The 20,708-nt window shown below is 46.2% G+C and carries 19 protein-coding genes and 1 pseudogene; 6 read left to right on the top strand and 14 right to left on the bottom strand.

Annotated elements, in window-relative coordinates; all coding sequences use genetic code 11:
• Nucleotides 1–21 precede the first annotated feature (21 nt).
• From CBI30_RS11375 to CBI30_RS08445, 5 genes are all read right to left on the bottom strand, one after another.
• Entirely contained in the window at nt 22–144 is a 123-nt protein-coding gene (locus tag CBI30_RS11375; protein WP_276207149.1) for a hypothetical protein, read from the bottom strand.
• Nucleotides 145–477: 333 nt separating this feature from the next.
• Nucleotides 478–1,671: a ribonucleotide-diphosphate reductase subunit beta gene (locus tag CBI30_RS08460; RefSeq protein WP_088527866.1), complete on the bottom strand. Its 1,194-nt coding sequence runs from the start codon at nt 1,669–1,671 to the stop codon at nt 478–480.
• Nucleotides 1,672–1,723: 52 nt separating this feature from the next.
• Nucleotides 1,724–4,678, bottom strand: a complete 2,955-nt coding sequence (locus tag CBI30_RS08455) for a ribonucleoside-diphosphate reductase subunit alpha (protein ID WP_088527865.1) — start codon at nt 4,676–4,678, stop codon at nt 1,724–1,726.
• A gap of 273 nt (nt 4,679–4,951) precedes the next feature.
• Entirely contained in the window at nt 4,952–5,767 is an 816-nt protein-coding gene (gene ampD / locus CBI30_RS08450; RefSeq protein ID WP_240553548.1) for a 1,6-anhydro-N-acetylmuramyl-L-alanine amidase AmpD, read from the bottom strand.
• Between the two features lie 4 nt (nt 5,768–5,771).
• The gene (locus tag CBI30_RS08445) at nt 5,772–6,620 is read right to left on the bottom strand and encodes a cytochrome C assembly family protein (protein WP_088527864.1); all 849 of its coding nucleotides are present in this window, start codon (nt 6,618–6,620) and stop codon (nt 5,772–5,774) included.
• 20 nt (nt 6,621–6,640) lie between these two features.
• Here CBI30_RS08445 and ffh point away from each other — a divergent pair, with 20 nt between their 5' ends.
• Nucleotides 6,641–8,023, top strand: coding sequence for a signal recognition particle protein (gene ffh, locus CBI30_RS08440; RefSeq protein WP_088527863.1), 1,383 nt, complete (start codon nt 6,641–6,643; stop codon nt 8,021–8,023).
• Nucleotides 8,024–8,043: 20 nt separating this feature from the next.
• Here ffh and CBI30_RS08435 read toward each other — a convergent pair whose 3' ends face one another.
• A complete protein-coding gene (locus CBI30_RS08435) occupies nt 8,044–9,786 on the bottom strand; it encodes a proline--tRNA ligase (RefSeq protein ID WP_088527862.1) in 1,743 nt (580 codons plus the stop codon).
• Between the two features lie 48 nt (nt 9,787–9,834).
• On the opposite strand from CBI30_RS08435, the gene CBI30_RS08430 reads away from it, so the two are divergent.
• Both CBI30_RS08430 and CBI30_RS08425 read left to right on the top strand, forming a co-directional pair.
• Complete coding sequence (locus tag CBI30_RS08430; protein WP_088527861.1) at nt 9,835–10,431, top strand: RNA pyrophosphohydrolase; 597 nt, start codon at nt 9,835–9,837, stop codon at nt 10,429–10,431.
• Nucleotides 10,428–10,997, top strand: coding sequence for a CNP1-like family protein (locus CBI30_RS08425; RefSeq protein ID WP_088527860.1), 570 nt, complete (start codon nt 10,428–10,430; stop codon nt 10,995–10,997). The genes CBI30_RS08430 and CBI30_RS08425 overlap by 4 nt, the downstream gene beginning before the upstream one ends.
• 32 nt (nt 10,998–11,029) lie before the next feature.
• On the opposite strand, the pseudogene proB reads toward CBI30_RS08425, so the two are convergent.
• From proB to rplU, 4 genes and pseudogenes are all read right to left on the bottom strand, one after another.
• Nucleotides 11,030–11,806: pseudogene (gene proB, locus CBI30_RS08420) on the bottom strand (glutamate 5-kinase); the annotation flags it as partial.
• Nucleotides 11,807–11,834: 28 nt separating this feature from the next.
• A complete protein-coding gene (obgE, locus tag CBI30_RS08415) occupies nt 11,835–12,929 on the bottom strand; it encodes an Obg family GTPase CgtA (RefSeq protein WP_088527858.1) in 1,095 nt (364 codons plus the stop codon).
• Nucleotides 12,930–13,017: 88 nt separating this feature from the next.
• On the bottom strand, nt 13,018–13,278 hold the full coding sequence (gene rpmA, locus CBI30_RS08410) for a 50S ribosomal protein L27 (protein WP_088527857.1): 261 nt from the start codon (nt 13,276–13,278) through the stop codon (nt 13,018–13,020).
• Between the two features lie 33 nt (nt 13,279–13,311).
• Entirely contained in the window at nt 13,312–13,623 is a 312-nt protein-coding gene (gene rplU / locus CBI30_RS08405; RefSeq protein WP_041484800.1) for a 50S ribosomal protein L21, read from the bottom strand.
• A 75-nt stretch (nt 13,624–13,698) separates the two neighbouring features.
• On the opposite strand from rplU, the gene CBI30_RS08400 reads away from it, so the two are divergent.
• On the top strand, nt 13,699–14,703 hold the full coding sequence (locus CBI30_RS08400) for a polyprenyl synthetase family protein (protein ID WP_088527856.1): 1,005 nt from the start codon (nt 13,699–13,701) through the stop codon (nt 14,701–14,703).
• Here CBI30_RS08400 and CBI30_RS08395 read toward each other — a convergent pair.
• Nucleotides 14,700–15,635, bottom strand: coding sequence for a glycine/sarcosine/betaine reductase selenoprotein B family protein (locus CBI30_RS08395; protein ID WP_088527855.1), 936 nt, complete (start codon nt 15,633–15,635; stop codon nt 14,700–14,702). The genes CBI30_RS08400 and CBI30_RS08395 overlap by 4 nt on opposite strands.
• 49 nt (nt 15,636–15,684) lie before the next feature.
• Between CBI30_RS08395 and CBI30_RS08390 the strand changes: the two genes are divergently transcribed.
• A complete protein-coding gene (locus tag CBI30_RS08390) occupies nt 15,685–16,452 on the top strand; it encodes a fumarylacetoacetate hydrolase family protein (RefSeq protein ID WP_088527854.1) in 768 nt (255 codons plus the stop codon).
• A 126-nt stretch (nt 16,453–16,578) separates the two neighbouring features.
• Here CBI30_RS08390 and CBI30_RS08385 read toward each other — a convergent pair whose 3' ends face one another.
• Together CBI30_RS08385 and CBI30_RS08380 are read right to left on the bottom strand one after the other, a co-directional pair.
• The gene (locus tag CBI30_RS08385; protein WP_088527853.1) at nt 16,579–17,598 is read right to left on the bottom strand and encodes a 2-dehydropantoate 2-reductase; all 1,020 of its coding nucleotides are present in this window, start codon (nt 17,596–17,598) and stop codon (nt 16,579–16,581) included.
• A 104-nt stretch (nt 17,599–17,702) separates the two neighbouring features.
• Complete coding sequence (locus CBI30_RS08380; RefSeq protein WP_088527852.1) at nt 17,703–19,118, bottom strand: high affinity choline transporter 1; 1,416 nt, start codon at nt 19,116–19,118, stop codon at nt 17,703–17,705.
• A 107-nt stretch (nt 19,119–19,225) separates the two neighbouring features.
• Between CBI30_RS08380 and CBI30_RS08375 the strand changes: the two genes are divergently transcribed.
• Entirely contained in the window at nt 19,226–20,206 is a 981-nt protein-coding gene (locus CBI30_RS08375) for a squalene/phytoene synthase family protein (protein WP_088527851.1), read from the top strand.
• Here CBI30_RS08375 and CBI30_RS08370 read toward each other — a convergent pair.
• Entirely contained in the window at nt 20,203–20,697 is a 495-nt protein-coding gene (locus CBI30_RS08370) for a methylated-DNA--[protein]-cysteine S-methyltransferase (protein WP_088527850.1), read from the bottom strand. The genes CBI30_RS08375 and CBI30_RS08370 overlap by 4 nt on opposite strands.
• Between the last annotated feature and the right edge of the window lie 11 nt (nt 20,698–20,708).

Raw genomic sequence — 20,708 nt, 5'->3', positions numbered from 1 at the left:
ACTTTTTTAGCAGCAGGCTTCTTAGCAGTCAGCTTTTTTAGCAGCAGGCTTCTTAGCAGCTACTTTTTTAGCAGCAGGCTTCTTAGCAGCTACTTTTTTAGCAGCAGGTTTCTTTGCAGCAACTTTTTTCTTGGCGATTGCCATAGTAATGCTCCTTCACGTGAGGATTAGTACAAACTACCGATTTAGAAGACCCGACCATTCATTTCCGCCTGGTCTTGCGACCAATTGGATCCGACGAGCGAGCCATTCATCGGCGCGCGGCTTGATGCTAAGTGCTGCACGCTAATGAATCTTGGAAAAAAAGCCGTAGCCCCAAAGGACAACGGCTTCTTAAATTTGCTGGAAAAAATAGAGAGAATAGTCCAGACACCCTTGGATAAGGGTTTTTGGATCTGAGTCTGGTTTTGCTTACTTTTAAAACTATCCAACCGTCTAATCTCCTATTTAGCCGGCTATACGCTTTCTAGTTAACCACTACTCCCAACTTAGCGCACCGCCAGTTTGATACTCAATAACGCGTGTCTCAAAAAAGTTTCTCTCTTTTTTCAGATCAATCATTTCTGACATCCATGGGAATGGATTCTCTTCATTTGGGAACATCGCGTCAAGTCCTATTTGCAAACATCTGCGATTACAGATGTATCTTAGGTAACCTTTGAACATCGGCGCGTTCAATCCGAGCACTCCACGAGGCATCGTATCCTCTGCATAACGGTACTCTAATTCCACTGCTTTTTCGAAGATCGCTTTGATCTCATCTTTGAACGCGGAAGTCCATAACTGCGGGTTCTCCAGCTTAATTTGATTAATCAAATCGATGCCAAAATTGCAATGCATAGACTCGTCGCGAAGGATGTATTGATACTGCTCAGCAGCACCCGTCATTTTGTTTTGACGACCCATTGCAAGTATTTGCGTAAAACCAACATAAAAGAATAATCCTTCCATCACGCAAGCAAAAACGATGAGTGATCGCAGCAATGTTTGGTCAGTTTCTAATGTTCCAGTTTTAAAAGTTGGATTAGTTAGTACGTCGATATAAGGAATTAAGAACTGATCTTTAGCGCGGATAGACTCAATTTCGTTGTATGCGTTAAAGATTTCACTTTGATCTAAACCCAAAGATTCGACAATATATTGGTAGGCGTGAGTATGAATTGCCTCCTCAAAAGCCTGGCGCAGTAGGTATTGACGGCACTCTGGCGCAGTAATGTGGCGATAAGTACCCAAAACAATATTGTTTGCCGCTAAAGAATCCGCTGTTGTGAAGAAACCTAGATTACGCTTAATAATGCGACGCTCATCTTCGGTTAAACCATTTGGATCTTTCCAAAGCGCGATATCGCGATTCATATTGATCTCCTGCGGCATCCAGTGGTTTGCACAACCAGCTAAATACTTCTCCCAAGCCCATTTATATTTAAATGGCACCAACTGATTTACGTCGGTCTTTGCATTAATCACGCGCTTATCGGCAGCATTAACGCGAAGTGCAGCACCACCAACAGCCATTGAAGCAGCCTGCATCGTTGCAGGTGCAGCATCTTGAGGTGCTGCAATAGCAACCTGGTCTGGCTGTGGGCGTTGTTGTGGCTCTGACACAACTGGTTGTGGTGCCAGACTAGCTTTCGCTAACGCAGGAGTAACTTCTTCTTCCCAATTCAACATAACTCTCTCCTAATTCTCGTTTTCTTATTTTTTTACTCAGCAAGCAAATAGCTTACTGACATGCTTCACATTCTTCAAAGCCAGCATCACCTGGGCGCATTGTGCAAGCTGGACCATCAGCTTCTTGTGCAGCTGCAGCATCCGTTCCATTCACACCGCCGCCACTTGATACTGAATTCAGCTGACCACTAGTAACGGTCGACTTCTCAACGTGCGTTGCAGCCATAGTGCGGAGGTAATAAGTTGTCTTCAAGCCGCGCAACCATGCCAACTTATAGGTGTCATCCAATTTCTTTCCAGATGCGCCACCCATATAGATATTGAGTGACTGCGCTTGATCAATCCACTTCTGACGACGTGAAGCAGCCTCAACCAACCAGCTTGGCTCCACTTCAAATGCGGTAGCGTACAAATCACGCAAATCTTGTGGAACGCGATCGATCTTGGACAAAGTACCGTCAAAGTACTTTAAATCCGCGATCATGACTTCGTCCCAGAGGCCACGATCCTTCAAATCACGCACCAAGTACTCATTCACCACGGTGAACTCACCTGACAAGTTGGATTTCACGAACAAGTTCTGGAAAGTCGGCTCGATACAAGCAGATACGCCAATAATGTTGGAGATCGTTGCAGTAGGAGCAATCGCCACGCAATTGGAGTTACGCATACCGTGCTGCTGGATACGAGCACGTAAACCATCCCAATTCATAGTGGAAGAGCTATCAACCTCAAGATAACCACCACGCTCTGCAGCCAACAATGCTACTGAGTCTTGCGGAAGAATGCCGCGATCCCACAAAGAACCTTTGTATGTGCTGTAAACGCCACGCTCTTCAGCCAACTCATTAGAGGCTTGGTAGGCGTAGTAGCAAACTGCTTCCATAGAAGAATCCGCAAACTTCACTGCCTCATCACTTGCATACGGAATACGCTGCATGTGCAAGCAATCCTGGAAGCCCATAATACCCATGCCAACTGGACGATGCTTCAAATTAGAGTTACGCGCTTTAGCTACAGCGTAGTAATTGATATCAATCACGTTATCCAACATACGCATTGCGGTACGAATTGTTCTTTGAAGCTTCTCGTGATCCAAAATCATCTTGCCAGATGCATCGGTAGTCATGTGAGCAGTTAAGTTCACAGAGCCCAAGTTACATACTGCAATCTCGCTCTCGTTGGTGTTGAGCGTAATCTCAGTACACAAGTTGGAGGAGTGAACAACACCAACATGTTGTTGTGGGCTACGAATGTTGCAAGGATCTTTGAATGTGATCCATGGGTGACCAGTTTCAAACAACATACCCAACATTTTGCGCCACAATTGTTGCGCAGGAATCCGGCGGAATGGCTTCAACTCACCAGCATCTGCTTTTTTCTCATAGGCAACGTAAGCCTCTTCAAATGCCTTGCCATATTTATCATGCAAATCAGGAGTAGTAGATGGTGTGAACAATGTCCAGTCACCAGCCTCCATTACGCGCTTCATGAACAAGTCCGGAATCCAATTCGAAGTATTCATATCGTGCGTGCGGCGACGATCATCACCCGTGTTCTTACGCAACTCTAAGAACTCTTCAATATCCAAATGCCATGTTTCTAAGTAAGCACAAACCGCGCCCTTACGCTTACCACCTTGGTTCACTGCAACTGCCGTGTCATTCACTACCTTAAGGAATGGGACAACACCTTGTGACTTACCGTTAGTACCCTTGATATGACTTCCCAAGGCGCGAACGTTAGTCCAGTCATTACCCAAACCACCGGCAAACTTCGACAAGAGTGCATTTTCTTTCAAGGCTTCATAGATGCCCTCAAGATCGTCATCCACTGTTGTTAAATAGCAGCTAGACAACTGTGGTCGCATAGTTGCTGAATTAAACAGGGTTGGTGTGCTGGACATGAAATCAAATGTAGAGAGAATTTCATAAAACTCGATTGCACGACGTTCACGATCCAACTCATTCAAAGATAAGCCCATTGCAACGCGCATGAAGAAAGCTTGCGGCATTTCAATACGACGATCTTCAATGTGCAAGAAATAGCGGTCATACAAAGTTTGCAGACCAAGATAGTTAAATTGCAAGTCTCGGCTAGCGTTCAATGCTGCAGCTAGGCGTGGGAGATCAAACTCACGCATACGTGGATCTAACAACTCAGCAGAAATACCTTCATTGATGTATTTAGCAAAATAAGTGCCGTACTCAGCTTGCATATCGCCTTGCAATACTTCGCGACCTAAAATTTCTTTACGAATCACATGCATCAAAATGCGTGCAGTTACTTGACTATAAGCTGGATCTTTTTCAATCAAGGTACGTGAAGCCAAAATTGCAGAGTCATACACTTGCGCCATCGGCACACCATCATACAAATTCTTGATGGTTTCAGTGATGATTGGGCTTGCATCGATATTATTTCCAAGACCTTCACACGCTGCCTCAAGAATTGTACGCAAAGCAGCCATATCAAGCCACTTCTCTACGCCGTTATCCATCACCTTAAGGCCGGATTCGCCAATTTGAGTAGCCGCTTGAGTTTCTTGAGAGCTGCCCTGTTGTGTTGCACGCTCTTGATTGCGCTTTTCACGATAAAGAACATAAGCACGTGCAACGTTGTGCTCGCCACTACGCATCAAGGCCAACTCAACTTGATCTTGAATATCTTCAATATGGAAAGTTCCGCCATTTGGACGGCTACGCAATAAGGCGCGTACCACTAAATGCGTCAATTGCTCAACTTGTTCGCGCACGCGAGCAGAAGCGGCGCCTTGACCACCATTAACCGCTAAAAATGCTTTTGTTACCGCAATCGCGATTTTTGAGGGCTCAAATGCCACTACTGAACCATTGCGGCGAATGATTTTGTAATCAGACAATTGGGTAGCCTGACCACCACCCACTCCGCCAGCAACAAAGCCAGCCGATGGAGCTTGATTCATTGAATCTGAAGGATGCATTCCTGGGTTATTTGTGCCGGCAGTCTGTGGGTTGGCGTATGTCATATTTTTCCTGCTTTTATATAGTTATTTGGACAAAAAATCGTTAAAAAACAATAGGGTATTGCTGTATTCAAACACTACATCTAGTGTCTTGAGGTGCATTTGGTACTAAGTATAGGGAAATATTCGGAATTTAGTAAGATATTTCTGGCGAATATTTATAAGTATTTTTCCTTATATTTTCAATAAATTAGGGCTCATTTTGGTGCGTATTTTGAAGTCCTTTTTAGCTAAAGGGTAAGAAAGTGAGCGTGTGCTCACATACTAATTTTAGTCCTAGCGAGGATCTAGGCCAAAAGGTAAATTTTTGACAGAAACACCTGTTTTAGCCTGGAACTTTTGCCAGCTAAATTGGATGCCTGGGTCTGCTTTGCGTCCAGGGGCAACATCGCTATGTCCAGCAAATTGTAAATTTGGATAAACCACTCCCAATTGCATGCTTAATTTAGCAAGAACTACATACTGAATTTCCTCAAAGGGGTGCTCGGTATCCCCCTCTAACTCAACGCCAATCGAAAAATCATTGCACTTTTCCCGACCGAAAAAGGATGACAGGCCAGCATGCCAAGCTTTGTTTCGGGTAGAAACAAACTGGATTACATCGCCTCGACGAGAAATCAAGAAATGACTTGAAACTTTATGGTCAGCAATCTCTTCAAAATAAGGATGTGCAGAGGAATCAAGCTTGTTTTGGAAGAAGTCCACAATAAATTGAGTGCAATTGCGCTCCACAAAGCCGCCAGGTGGCAGACTGATGTGATGAATCACTACCAAATCAGGATCAAGGCCTTCGGGTCGAAGATCTTGATTGGGGGAGACTCGCCATGCGGCGGAGCCAATCCAACCCCGATCATCCAAGCTATCGAGATGCTCTTTTGAGCAATAGAAGCGATCTTCTCTGGCCATTGCCTCCGATTTTGGAAGATGCACCGAACAACAATGGCACTGAACAATCGCTTCAGGCTCAGAAATTTTCGCTTGTTTCGCTTTTGCTTTGGAGGCTTGGTCTGTATTGAGTTTTGCCTGCTTTTTTCCTTTTAACCAAAGATAAAAAAGGGTTGCACCAGCAAATAAAAGAAGCCACTTAATCAAAACGTCATACTCTCTGAAGAATCACTTCCAAAACAAATCGACTGCCAACATAGGCTAGGAGCAAGGCAGTATAAGCACTCAAGACCCACCGCACCGCAGCGCGCCCACGTAAGCCAACGCGCCAACGGGCAACCAGAAGACCAGCAAATAAAAACCAAGAAATCAGCGCAAAAATGGTCTTATGATCAAAAACAAGGGGCTTACCGAATAAAGCCTGAGAAAAGAGTAAGCCAGAAAAGACGGTCAAGCTCAGCAATGCGAAACCCACATAGAGCAAATTAAACAAGAGGCTTTCCATCGTCATCAATGGTGGCAAGTCCTCAATCCAATGGGCTACTCGGCTATTGGGGATGATGGCCAATTGGCGATGCAAAGCACGATCTTGTACGCTCATCAACATGGCATGCATCGCCGCTAGGCTCAACAAGCCAACAGAAATTGTCGCAACAATGAAGTGCCCTTTAAACCAAGGATCCGACACGGCTGTGGGGGAAATTAAGGTGCCAGAAAAAAGAGCAGGCAAAGCTGAACAGATCAAGGCAAAAAACAAAACAAGCCAGCGTAAACTGGAGATAGGCAAAAACCACGACTGAAACCAATAAAAAGCGAGTCCAACCCATGCGATTAATGAGAGGTCTTGGGCAAAACCGAATACAAAGCCTTCTGGCGTAAAGACCGAGTCGTGCAACTGAATTCCATGTACTAATAGAATCAACAAGATTGCACCCTGAATCAGACCAGTAAAAGCGGAAGATTCACTTTCGCCTTTAGGTCTAGAGCTTAATAAGACCAAAAGAAGCAAATAAAGTGCGGATGAGAGCCATCCCGAGCCTGAGTAACCTAAAATATCCATCTGGAAAGTCTAATCGATAAATGCTAGAGAATCTCACCGACCGCCTATCGCGTGTTGTTAAAACAATGCGGGGGCAAGCTCGCCTCACTGAAAGTAATACCGCAGAAATGCTGCGGGAGATCCGTTTAGCCTTGCTAGAGGCGGACGTTGCGCTCCCAGTCGTTAAATCTTTACTAGAACAAATCAAATTTAAAGCCCTTGGTGAAGAGGTAGTTGGTAGTCTCAGTCCAGGCCAAGCGCTTGTCGGGGTCGTTCAACGCGAACTTGCTCAAGTGATGCGTGGCGATACCACACAAAGCGGCGAACTCAATTTAGCCACCCAACCGCCGGCCGTGATCTTGATGGCTGGTCTGCAGGGTGCCGGTAAAACCACCTCTGTAGGTAAGCTGGCGAAATATTTACAAGAAAAGAAAAAGAAAAAAGTATTAACGGTTTCTTGTGACGTATATCGTCCTGCCGCTATCGAGCAGTTAGAAACGGTCACAAAACAAGTTGGCGCTGAATTTTTCCCAAGCAACATCAATCAAAAGCCAAGTGAAATTGCTGCAGCAGCCTTAGATTGGGCACGACGTCATTACTTTGATGTTCTCTTGGTTGATACAGCAGGTCGCCTGGGTATTGATGAAGCGCTCATGCAAGAAATCAAAACCTTGCACGCCAATCTCAATCCTATTGAAACCTTGTTTGTCGTTGATGCCATGTTGGGACAGGATGCCGTCAATACAGCCAAGGCATTCCACGACGCCCTTCCGCTAACTGGCGTAATACTGACTAAGCTTGATGGTGATTCTCGAGGCGGCGCAGCGCTTTCTGTGCGCCAAGTCACTGGTGTACCACTCAAATTTATCGGTGTTGCCGAAAAAATGGATGGCCTCGAGGCATTTGATGCCGACCGAATGGCTAACCGCATTTTGGGCATGGGCGATATCCTTGCCTTGGTTGAGCAAGCCCAGCAAAACGTCGATGTTGCCAAAGCAGAAAAATTAGCAAGCAAGATTTCCAAGGGCGGATTTGATCTAGGGGATTTCAGAGACCAACTCGCACAGATGCAACAAATGGGCGGCATGGCCAGCCTGATGGATAAATTACCAAGTCACATGGCGCAAGCCGCATCCAAAACCAATTTGAGCGCTGCGGATAAACAAACTAGGCGTATGCGGGGCATCATTGATAGCATGACGCCAAAAGAGCGGGCTAAACCTGAATTACTGAAAGCTACTCGTAAACGCCGCATCGCAGCAGGAGCAGGAGTAGAAGTTCAGGAAGTGAATCGCTTACTGGCACAGTTTGAGCAAATGCAAACCATGATGAAACAGTTCAAGGGTGGAAAAATGGCGCGCACTATGGCATCCATGGCTGCAAAAGGAGCCGCCAAAGGAATTGGCGGACTCTTTAAAAAATAACAGCGAAGAACTTATTTAACTTAAGAAATAAGTTTCTTAGCTGCATCTACTGCAGCGATTGCGGTTGCTTTAATTTCTGACAGCGGAATATTTTGTGACTCAGCGTCAGTCCTGCCCTTGAATTCCACCTGAGCATCCACCAAGCCGCGATCTCCAATTACTACGCGGAACGGCACTCCGATCAATTCCCAGTCTGCAAACATCGCACCCGGTCTCTCTCCACGATCATCAAGAACAACATCCACGCCAGCGGCGAAGAGCTCATCATGCAATTGATCGGCAGCAGCTTTAACCGCTTCTGATTTGTCATATCCCATTGGGCAAATGACGACCTCAAACGGCGCCATCGAAATCGGCCAAACAATGCCGCGCTCATCATTACCTTGCTCAATTGCAGCAGCAAGTAAACGCGTAACGCCAATGCCATAGCAACCCATCACCATCGGTTGCGCTTTGCCTTGTTGATCAAGGTAAGTGCAACCCATCGCTTCCGAGTAACGCGTACCCAGCTGAAATACATGCCCCACTTCAATGCCACGACAAATATCCACAACACCTTTGCCATCAGGAGAAAGATCTCCTACAACAGCATTGCGCAAATCCATGACCAATGGCTCAGGCAGATCACGACCCCAGTTCACGCCAGTCAAGTGATGGTCACCGTCATTAGCACCACATACAAAGTCAGACATATTGGCAACAGTACGATCGGCAACGACCGTAACATCTGCACTCACGCCGACAGGGCCCAAGTAACCCGCAGGCGCATTACATGCTTGCTTGATTTCAGGCTCACTTGCAAAACGTGACTCTGACATACCCGGAATCTTGCTGGCTTTAATTTCATTGAGATCATGATCACCACGAACCAACACCATAAACAATTTAGCTGGACCATCTTCTTGATCAGCAGCAAACAGCAGCGACTTCACAGTCTGCTCTAGCGGCAACCCTAAAAACTTGGCTACATCTGCACAGTTGGTTTGATCTGGTGTTAGCACCTTGACCATAGCCTGAGTTGCAGTAGCACGTGCTGCAATCAATGAAAGCGACTCAGCAGCCTCTAAATTTGCTGCGTAATCAGATGTTGGGCAATACACAATCGCATCTTCACCGGTATCTGCGATCACGTGGAATTCTTGACTACCAGATCCACCAATCGCGCCGTTATCCGCTGTTACCGCACGGAACTTTAGTCCCATACGCTTGAAGATGTGGGTGTAAGCATCAAACATGATTTGATAAGACTTCTTTAATCCTTCGGCATCACGATCAAATGAGTAGGCATCTTTCATGCTGAACTCACGACCACGCATAATGCCAAAACGAGGACGACGCTCATCGCGAAACTTAGTCTGAATTTGATAAAAATTGACTGGGAGCTGTTTATAGCTTTTGATTTCGTTGCGTGCTAAATCCGTCACTACCTCCTCAGAGGTGGGCTGAATTAAAAAGTCGCGATCATGACGATCTTTAATACGGAGTAACTCTGGCCCCATCTTTTCCCAGCGGCCCGTCTCCTGCCACAACTCCGCAGGCTGAATCATTGGCATGAGCAATTCAATTGCGCCTGCGCGATTCATTTCTTCACGAATAATGTTTTCCACCTTGCGAATGGATTTCAAACCCAAAGGTAAATAGTTATAAATACCCGCACTGAGTTTGCGAATTAAGCCGGCACGCACCATGAGTTTGTGCGAAACCACCTCAGCATCGGAGGGGGCTTCTTTTAGCGTGGCAAGAAATGATTGTGAAGCTTTCATGTATAGATATAATCAAATCATTGATTTTAAAGGATTTGAGGCACGATCATGCTTGACCGTGAAGGGTATCGACCCAATGTCGGCATAGTCCTCCTCAATAGCCATAACGAGGTTTTCTGGGGAAAACGCGTTGGGCAGCATTCGTGGCAGTTCCCGCAGGGTGGGATTCAGCATGGTGAGAGCCCTGAGCAGGCCATGTACCGCGAATTGCATGAGGAAGTTGGCTTGCTACCGGAACATGTCCAAATTATTGGGCGCACTAGGGATTGGCTTCGTTATGACGTCCCTGAGGAATTTTTACGCCGACAACATACCTCAAAAACCCATAGGGCAAGCTATCGCGGCCAAAAACAAATCTGGTTTTTATTGCGTTTAGTGGGCTCAGACAGCGATATTCACCTGCGCGCATCAGAACACCCTGAATTTGATGCCTGGCGTTGGATTCCTTTCTGGATTCAATTGGATTCGGTTATTGACTTCAAACGCGAAGTTTATCAATTAGCCCTCTCTGAGCTTGCGCGCTACCTATCCCGTGGCATTCGTATGCAACAACTTGCCTGGGGATCTCCGCTTGAGATGCTTCAATCCTTTTATGTGGGCGAGGACGATGAGCCCCAAGAACCAAAATCTACTGATAAGCCATGATGAAACTCTCTATTCACAGTATTCGACTTTCTTCCCTTGGCTTGGCCGTGATTTTTGGCTTGGCAGGCTGCGCGGGAGACCCCCTAGAGAGTGGAGTCGACCCATTTGCGCCAATGGTTTTTAAAGAGGGCCTAACGGCTATGCCTTTAAACCCACCAAACAAAGCCACTACCCAACCTTTTTACGTATCTCAACAGACTATTTTTAAGTTTGCCGTAGACACCAACTCGATTTTGATTGGCAACGATGGCATCACCAGATATGTCGTCATTCTGACCAGCCCGAACGGTAATAGCCAAGTTCAGTATGAAGGTATCCGCTGCGATTCATTTCAATGGCGCCTGTATGGCACCTTTGAAAATGGAACCTGGAAAGAAAATCCCCTATCTAGCTGGCGAGCCATCCAAGACAACACACCTAATCGCTATCAAGCAGCATTAGCCCAAGGTGCGCTATGCAACTTTGCTTCTCAAGAAAAGAACATCAAGAATATTCTTCAGTCACTCAACCCCAATGGATTTACTGGGCAGACTAAACCCACTAACTCATTTGGCGTGATCAATTAAAGTAAATGTTGAGTGAGCTTTGACTCTTAAGCAGCAGTCAAGCATGTGCCAATTTTTTCGCCGCTTATTAAGCGAGTCAGCACATTAGGCTCGTGTCCTGAGGCAATCACGGTGGAAGCACCCGTTTGAGCAGCAATCTTTGCCGCCAATACCTTGGTGAGCATTCCACCCTTACTGAGTTCACTTGCAGCTCCGCCTGCCATTTTTTCTAGCGCAGGGTCACCAGCAATAGCGTCACTTAATAAAGTAGCTGAAGTATCTTGACGTGGATCAGCTGTAAATAAACCACCTTGGTCAGTCAAGATCACCAATAAATCGGCATGAATTAAATTAGTTACTAGGGCAGCCAAACTATCGTTGTCCCCAAATTTAATTTCATCGGTAACTACGGTATCGTTTTCATTAATGATTGGAACAACGCCAAGCTTCAACAGCGTATCTAAAGTTGCCTTGGCATTCGCATTGCGCTCCGCATGTGCCAAGTCTGCATTGGTCAACAAAACCTGAGCGCTGCGCAAATTAAAACGCGCAAAACAACTTTCGTACACTTGTACTAAGCCCATCTGGCCCACTGCAGCTGCCGCTTGAAGTTGGTGAATATCTTGTGGGCGCTTCGTCCATCCAAGACGCTGCATTCCTTCGGCAATCGCACCAGAGCTCACCATTAAAACCTCATGGCCAGCACTTAATAAGGCAGCCATTTGTTCTGCCCACTTCGCAATAGCAGCATGATCCAAACCTTCGCCATTATTTGTGACTAAGCTGGAGCCTACTTTGACAACAATACGTTTTGTTTTCTGAGTATTCATATCAAATGCGTATTCAAATGACGATTATTTAATCTGGGGCTGTATCTTCTGGTGGAACTTGAGCTTGATAGCGAGGATCAGCTGCACGCTCATCCGCATCATCACGATCTTTGCGAACAGAATCCAAGTAGTCCTGCAAAGAGTAACAAAGCTTATCGCAACCTAAACCTGTTAAGGCGGAGATCTCAAATACAGGACCTTTCCACTTAAAGCGCTTGATGAAGTCCGAAACTACTTTCTTGCGATCTTCTTCAGGGATCATGTCGACTTTATTCAACACTAACCAGCGCGGCTTTTCGACGAGAGCTTCATCATACTTGCGTAATTCATTCACGATAGCTACAGCATCGGCTACTGGATCAACGTTCTCATCAAATGGCGCGATATCCACCAAATGTAGAAGTACGCCAGTGCGCTGCAAATGTCTTAAGAAGCGATGGCCCAGACCAGCACCTTCTGCGGCACCTTCAATCAAGCCTGGAATATCCGCAATCACAAAGCTACGCTCAGCACCTACGCGCACCACACCTAAATTCGGGTGGAGAGTTGTAAATGGATAATCAGCAATCTTTGGACGTGCGTTCGAAACAGCGGTAATCAAGGTTGATTTTCCAGCATTCGGCATGCCCAACAAACCAACGTCAGCTAATACTTTTAATTCAAGCTTAAGCTTACGACGTTCGCCATCTTTTCCATTGGTTTTCTGGCGTGGAGCGCGGTTTGTACTACTCTTAAAGTGAATATTTCCCCAGCCACCAACACCACCCTGTGCCAAGCAAAGACGCTCGCCATGAGTAGCTAAGTCAGCAATCGGCTCACCCGTTTCGTAGTCAGAAATAATGGTGCCAACTGGCATACGTAATTCAATGTCGTCACCTGCGCGACCATAGCAATCGGCGCCACGACCTGGCTCACCGTTTTTTGCAGTGTGCGTTTTAGCATAGCGATAGTCGATCAGCGTGTTGATGTTGCGATCCGCTGTAGCCCAAACGCTTCCGCCTTTGCCACCGTCGCCACCATCGGGACCACCGAATTCGATAAACTTTTCGCGGCGCATGGATGCACTCCCAGCGCCACCTTGGCCAGCAATTACTTCAATACGAGCTTCGTCTATAAATTTCATGAATAAAAAAGGCCTCGCTACTGCGAGGCCTGTTCCTAAGAGTTAAATTCGGAATAAATCTGAATCAAACGTGTCTCAGTCAGGCGTCTTATGAACGCGGGAGAACTGAAACCTGGGCCTTCTTCAAAGCACCCTTAACGCCAAATTCCACTTGTCCGTCAATCAAGGCGAACAAAGTGTGATCTTTACCAATACCAACGTTTACACCCGGATGAACACGTGTGCCACGTTGACGAATGATGATGCTGCCAGCGTTGATCTGCTCGCCGCCAAATACCTTAACGCCTAAGCGTTTCGATTCTGAGTCGCGGCCATTTCGTGTCGAGCCGCCGCCTTTTTTCTGTGCCATATATTTCTCCTGCTATTTAGCCGTTAGCCTAAATTAGGCTTTAATCGTGTTAATCAGAATTTCTGTGTAATTCTGACGATGGCCTTGGTGCTTTTGATAATGCTTGCGACGGCGCATCTTAAAGATTGTCACTTTATCGTGACGTCCTTGGGAGACGACAGTGGCCATCACAGCTGCACCATTAACCAATGGATCACCCAATTTGAGTGAAGCGCCTTCGCCTACGGCGAGGACTTGGTCAAGAGTGATTTCGCTGCCGATTTCCGCTGGTATCTGTTCTATTTTCAATTTTTCGCCTGCAGCAACTTTATACTGTTTGCCACCGGTTTTTATGACCGCGTACATGGTGTGAAACCTCAAATTAATTCTACGTTTAAGCTAATCCACCCTGGATGAGCTAAGCCCATTATTATATATTGCATGTCGACCAGTGTCAAAACCAATGAATTAAGCCAAATTTTGGCCCCAATTTCTATAGATTTCAAGGCCTTAGACGAGGTTATCCGCCTTCGACTAGCCTCCAAAGTCGCCTTAATCGACCAAATCTCCACTTACATCATTCAGGCAGGTGGAAAACGGGTGCGGCCAGCCCTTTTACTACTTGCCTGCAAAGCTTTAGCGAATGGCAAAGAAACTCCCCATGCCCTAGAACTAGCTGCCGTAGTGGAATTTATCCATACAGCTACCCTTCTGCATGATGATGTTGTCGACGAATCTACCCTCAGAAGAGGTCGAGAAACTGCAAATGCCGCTTTTGGCAATGCTGCAAGCGTTTTGGTGGGTGACTTTCTGTACTCCAGAGCCTTTCAGATGATGATTGGGCCAAATGACCTGCGAATCATGGAAATTCTCTCTGATGCAACGAATACGATTGCCGAGGGGGAAGTCTTACAACTTCTCAATATGAATGACCCAGAAGTAGATGAAGAGAGTTATCTGCGGGTGATTCGCTATAAAACTGCCAAGCTATTTGAGGCCTCGACTGAGCTTGGAGCCATTCTGGCAGGCGCTGATAGCAAGCAACGAGAGCAATCTGCTGCTTTTGGTCGTCATGTTGGAACTGCCTTTCAATTAATGGATGACCTTTTGGATTACATCGCCGATGCATCCCAAATGGGGAAAAATGCTGGCGATGACTTAAGGGAGGGCAAGCCTACGCTCCCACTGATTTACCTTCTTGAGAATGGTAGCGCTGAAGAGCGCTTGTTAGTCCGAGCGGCTATCGAACAAAATCAAGATTTGCCAGAGGATGTCTTTGCACAGATTCTCAGTGCAGTTCAAAACTCAGGCGCTTTGGATTACACCCAAGCTGCAGCAAAAAGAGAGGTAGATCTTGCGCTGGAGTGCCTTAAAGACTTCCCGCAGAATGAAGCAACAGCAGCATTGCATGCCTTGTGCGAGTACTCGCTATCTAGGCAAACTTAAGCACCAACACTTTTTACCCTCATATCGCGTGCGGTAATGCGCGCTTTTTCTGCCTCTTCACGCAAATGCAAAATTTCCTCAGGGGAAAGTCGGTCCAGATTGGAGTAATCCAATTTCCAAGAAGGATCAAGCGACCAGACTAAAGGCGACTGCATGGTTGTTCTTGGACCTGGAGCGCCCTCCAGTAGACGCAGAGCCAATTCAAAGTTTGCATCTTGTGATTGAGGATGGTCAGGTAAAGCCGCCGCGTTCCCCAATGGAAGATCGCTAAACAAAAAACGTGGCACCCCACAGTACTCCACAATATCTTTTGCCGCCCCCATGATGACAGTGGGAATCCCAGCCTCCTCCAGATAACCCGCTAAGAGGCTTTGGCTTTGGTGGCAAATGGGGCAATTCGGAATCAACACAGCAACATCCACTTTATCTAAGCGCATCTTACTTAAGATCAACGGCGCATCTATTTCTAAAGTGTGGCGCTGACTCCGGTTAGTAGGCAGACCGTAAACATGTTTCGACAAGGATTGAATGCGCCCAGACTCTGCCGCCCGCTTCGCCGCATTGAGCGGAAACCAACAATTTGAATCTTCCATATTGGCATTGCGTCGATCAATACCCACATGTGCAATACGTAAATCCAACTCTTCATCAATTGATTGACTGTATGGCTCGTAAAACTTCGCGGCCGCATTGTATGGCGCCCTAGGACCCTGTGGCCCCTTACTCGCATCAAAAGGAACTGCAGTGGTCACTAACGCCAAAACAGCTTGATTGAGCGCTTTGCTCAGTGGGGTAAAGGGAACATCACTGTAGTGTGCCCAGACATAGGGCGTTTGATATCCCAAACCGAGGTAGTAATTTCGGGTACGTTCGATATACCGAACTGGCTGATCCAATTCAGGTGCAAATATCAATTCAGAATTCTTGGTCATAAATACATCCCTGTAAGATGTTGTTTATTAAATATCAGGAGAATTCATTATGGCTCAGTGGCTCAGATTCCAACATCAAGGCAAACTAGGTTTGGGGCAGGTGCAGGGCGATCAGATCGCTGTGTATACAGGTGACTTATTTAACAACCCCCAAGCCACCGGCGAAACAGTAAAACTGTCCGATGTCACCATTGATATCCCATGCACACCGTCAAAGATGGTTGCCATGGTAGACAACTTTCATGCACTCGTCACCAAGCTTGAGCATGCAGTGCCGGCTGAGCCTTTGTACTTCCTCAAGGGAAATAATTCTTTCTTAGCCGCAAATCAAGTCATTCGCACCCCAAAGTCATACTCGGGAAAAGTAGTCTATGAGGGTGAGCTTGGCATTGTGATTGGCAAGGATTGCCATGAAGTGGATGAGGCACAAGCAGCTAGTGCGATTTTTGGTTACACCTGCATTAACGATGTGACCGCTATTGAGATTTTAAATCGAGATCCAGGCTATGCCCAATGGACGCGCTCTAAGAGCTTTAATACCTTTGGCGTCTTTGGCCCCTACATCACTACAGATGTTGATCCGAGCACACTCACTATCAAAACAATCTTGAATGATCAAGAGCGTCAGAACTACCCAATCGCGGATATGATTTTCCCGCCAGCAAAATTGGTTAGCTTAATTTCTCAAGATATCCCATTACAAGCTGGTGACATCATCGCCTGCGGAACTTCTGTTGGTGTTGGCTCTATGAAACCAGGTAGCAATGTCAGCATCATCATTGATGGCGTTGGGCGTTTAGACAATCATTTTGAATAAACCAATATGACCACCAATCTAAAACTAAATCTCTAATAAAAAAATCCCTCACCATGCTCAGTGGTGAGGGATTTTTAATACATCAGTGTTTTAGATATTCAATTCCAAAACTTCTCTAAACTTCTTTTAGTAACCCGAAACAGATGGCAATGCCAGGCTGCCTTTGGAAGCCTGAACATTTTCATCTAGATACTTTGTTAATGCGAAAACTGTGTTGAGGCAAGGCGTTGGTGTTTCAGTAATCTTGCCCAGCTCAATTACAGAGCCCAACAACGCATCAATCTCCAGGCTACGACCCGCTTCTAAGTCTTGCAGCATGGATGTCTTGTGCTTGCCGACTTTTTCAGCGCCAGCAATACGACGTTCAATATCCACACGGAAAGTGACGCCTAGCTTCTCGGCGATAGTTTGCGCTTCGGCCATCATATTGCGAGCCAACTCTTTGGTCAGTGGGTATTGGCAAATGCCCTCCAAAGTACCGTGGGTTAGGGAGCTGATTGGATTGAAGGTCATATTGCCCCACAACTTCAACCAAATTTCAGAGCGGATATCGCTCAAGACTGGAGATTTAAATCCAGCTGCAGCCATCATCTCTGACATCTTTTGAACGCGCTCTGTTGACTGGCCATCGAGCTCACCCAATGGGAAACGATTGCCTTCAACGTGACGAATCACACCCGGGGCTTGAGTAAAGGTGGCTGGATACACTACGCAACCAATAATATTATTTGGGTTGATTGTCTTCTTGGCAACGCCGCCAGCATCCACCGTCTCAACCGAGTGATCTTGATAGTCGCCACCCAACTTCTGGAAGTACCACCAAGGAATGCCGTTTTGCATTGGAATCAAAATCGTGTCTGGGCCCATGATGGAGGCAAGATCATGAATGATGGGCTCAACCTGATGCGCTTTCACCGCCAGCATGACCACATCTGGAGTTTCAGCATCCGTAATTTTCTCAACCGCCTTTACTTCCGCCACTAAAGGCTCAGGCTGATCATTCATGATTAATGCCAGCCCACGTTCTTTAATCGCAGCCAAAGTAGCACCACGGGCAACGACTGTTACATCATTGCCAGCGCGTGCCAACATGACAGCAAGGTAACCGCCAATAGCGCCCCCTCCACCGATTACACAGATTTTCATAAGAACTCCATAAAGATAAAAAATTTTGAATTAGCGTCATATTAGAGGAGAATATTTTGCAGTGCAACAAAATATTGTTGACTAATTTTTAGACTAATCAGCGATCAATTCGCACGTAATTGGGCCCTAGGCACCAATCCACCCAAAAGCATGCCTACGATGCTGGCCAAAAGACCAGCCAATTGAGGGGGAAGAGTGGCATTGGGCGCCAATGTTTCGCAACCAATCCAGACGGAGAGGCCGCCTAAAACTGCCAACAAACCTCCGAGGGAATTGGCTTTTGACCAATAAATCCCAAACGCGAGTGGCACAAAAGCCGCCACTAAGGTGATCTTGTAGGCACTCTCAACCATCTTAAAAATTGATAAATGGGAGTTGATCGCAAAGAATGTGACTATCACCGCAAAACACAAAACAGTAATCCGCATCACTTTCAATAAGTCTTGATCAGATAGGTGCTTGAAAAAACCTCTCACAATATTTTCAGCAAACGTCACTGACGGTGCCAACAAGGTGGCGCTGGCACAACTCTTAATGGCCGACAGTAAGGCGCCAAAAAACATTACCTGCGCAATCAGTGGCGCGTGATTCAAGATCAGCTTAGGCAAAATCATTTGCGGATCAGTATCTAGGTATTGCTTCACCAGATCCGGATTAATGATGGTGGCAGAGTAAGCCAAATAAAGTGGGACAAAAGCAAAGATGAAATACAGCACACCACCCAATAGGGCTGCCTGCACTGCAATATTGACGTTCTTAGATGAAGTAATGCGTTGAAAGACGTCTTGCTGAGGAATCGAACCCAACATCATGGTGCATAAGGCAGCCACAAAGCCCAAGATGGAGGCAAGATTCATATCTGGCCAGAAGTTGGAAAACTGTCCAGCAGCGGCCGCATGCTCGAGTACCACACCAATGCCCCCAGTTTGAACTGCCATCTCACCGCCGATGTAGAGCATTCCCACCACAATGATGATCATCTGAATGAAGTCAGTAATCGCCACTGACCACATGCCGCCGAAGAGGGTGTAGATCAATACACTTCCTGCGCCAATCAACATACCCCCAGTTTGAGAAATTCCCCCCTCAGAAACTACATTAAAGACTAATCCCAAGGCTTTAATCTGCGCTGCAACCCAGCCCAAATAAGAAACCACAATACAAAGCGTTACCAAGACCTCTACTGTACGGCCATATTTTTCTCTAAAAAAATCACCAATAGTGAGCATGCGACGGTTGTACAAATGACGAGCAAAAAAGAGTCCAACCAAAATCAGGCACATTGAAGAACCAAAAGGGTCAGAAACAATTCCGCCAAGCCCTTCTTTTAAGAAGATGGCTGGAATACCCAACACCGTTTCGGAGCCAAACCAGGTAGCAAATACGGTAGCGGTAACAATAGGCAAGGGGAGGCTATGACCAGCCGCAGCGAAGTCGGCCGTGTTTTTAACCCGTAGCGCGGCCCAAAGGCCAATACCTACAGATACCACCCAATAGATGATGACAAACCAAATCAGCATCGCCCAATTTCTCCTTTAGGAATTTGCACAAATTATATGGCCTTGTTACTTATGTCATTTAACCAATAGGGCCAAATTTAGGTGAGTCTGTCTGACATAATTCATAGGTGAATTCGAGCATAGAGAACCCAAGTACCGATTTAGCCTATCAAAAGGCGATTTTGGGTTCTGTCTCGCGCACTTTTGCGCTCACTATTCCCCTGCTTCCCCCTCCTATTGAAATAGTAGTTGGCAATACCTACTTACTATGTCGCATCGCCGACACAATCGAGGATGCTGCTGCACTTAGTCCAATAGAGAAACAAGATTTATCTAAGCTATTTTTAGATGTGGTTCTTGGCGCTATTCCCGCAGCATCATTCGTGACGCCCTGCCTAAATGCTTTGCGGGGCCACTCTAATATTGATGAGCTCGATTTAATTGCTCACACGCCAACTGTTCTTCGAATTCTTCATACTTTTCCCAGTAGAGATCGGGCGGCTATTAGTCGCTGTGTTTCGATCATGTCTAAGGGCATGTCACATTTTCACAATCGACAAACGCAAGAGGGCCTTAAAGACCTCGCTGAATTTGAAGAGTATTGCTATGTTGTAGCAGGAGTAGTTGGGGAGCTTCTCACCACGATCTTTGGCTACTACTCCCCTGAATTTGCAGAACACATCGGCGGCCATGAGAAGTTGGCCATTGAATTTGGCCAAGCCTTACAAATGACCAACATCCTGAAAGACTCACCGGAAGACTACGCACGTGGAGTTTCCTGGAGCCCTGCGCAGATGAGTCAAGCCGAGCTTCTCAAGATTGCCTATGAAAAACTACAGGGCTCTCTTAGTTATATTCTTCTAATTCCAAAAAATGAAATTGGTATGCGGCGTTTCTGTCTCTTAGCGTTTGGCCTTGCAGTAATGACGCTAGAAAAAATTGCTGCCAATCAAGAATTTAGCAACAAAGCAAAGATGAAGCTATCTAGAAATACGGTCTGGATTTTCTATGGCTTTACCAAACTAGCTGCTAGCAATGACTTTCTTATGAAATCATTTTTTTATACCGCCTCTGGTCGCTTGAGAAAACTCACAACAGCAAGTCGTTAGAGCGCGCCCTCGTGTTTTAAAAGCCAAAGTTTGACCTGGCGATAAAAACCAGGGCTATCTTCCCTCATAAAACCCCCAAGACCCTGCGCAGAAACCACCCTGTGGCATGGAGTAACCAAAGGATATGGATTGGCGCCACAGGCAGTCCCAACAGCACGAGGTCCACTCTGAATCATTTTTGCGATCTCACCATAAGTACTGGTCTTGCCCAACTCAATAGCTTGAGCGGCACTCCAAACTTTTTGCTGATGAGTTGTGCCAGCAGGCTTGAGTGGCAGATCAAAAGCAAAAGAGGCATTTTTAAAATATTGATCACACTGCTTTAAAAATGCCTTAGCCAGATGATTGCTCGGCGGGCTCAATGCGGTATTTAGGGGCAAATAATCAATTTTTGAGATCATCAAACTCCCGTCCACCAACTCCGTTTGCAAGCCTAAGTAGCCAAAAGGGGCTTTTATCACGCAATATTCGGTAGATTTAAGGGTGGTCATGCAAAAGATTC

The sequence above is a fragment of the Polynucleobacter aenigmaticus genome (assembly GCF_002206635.1).
GTDB lineage: Bacteria > Pseudomonadota > Gammaproteobacteria > Burkholderiales > Burkholderiaceae > Polynucleobacter > Polynucleobacter aenigmaticus.
This window is presented reverse-complemented; position numbering and strand designations above follow the sequence as displayed.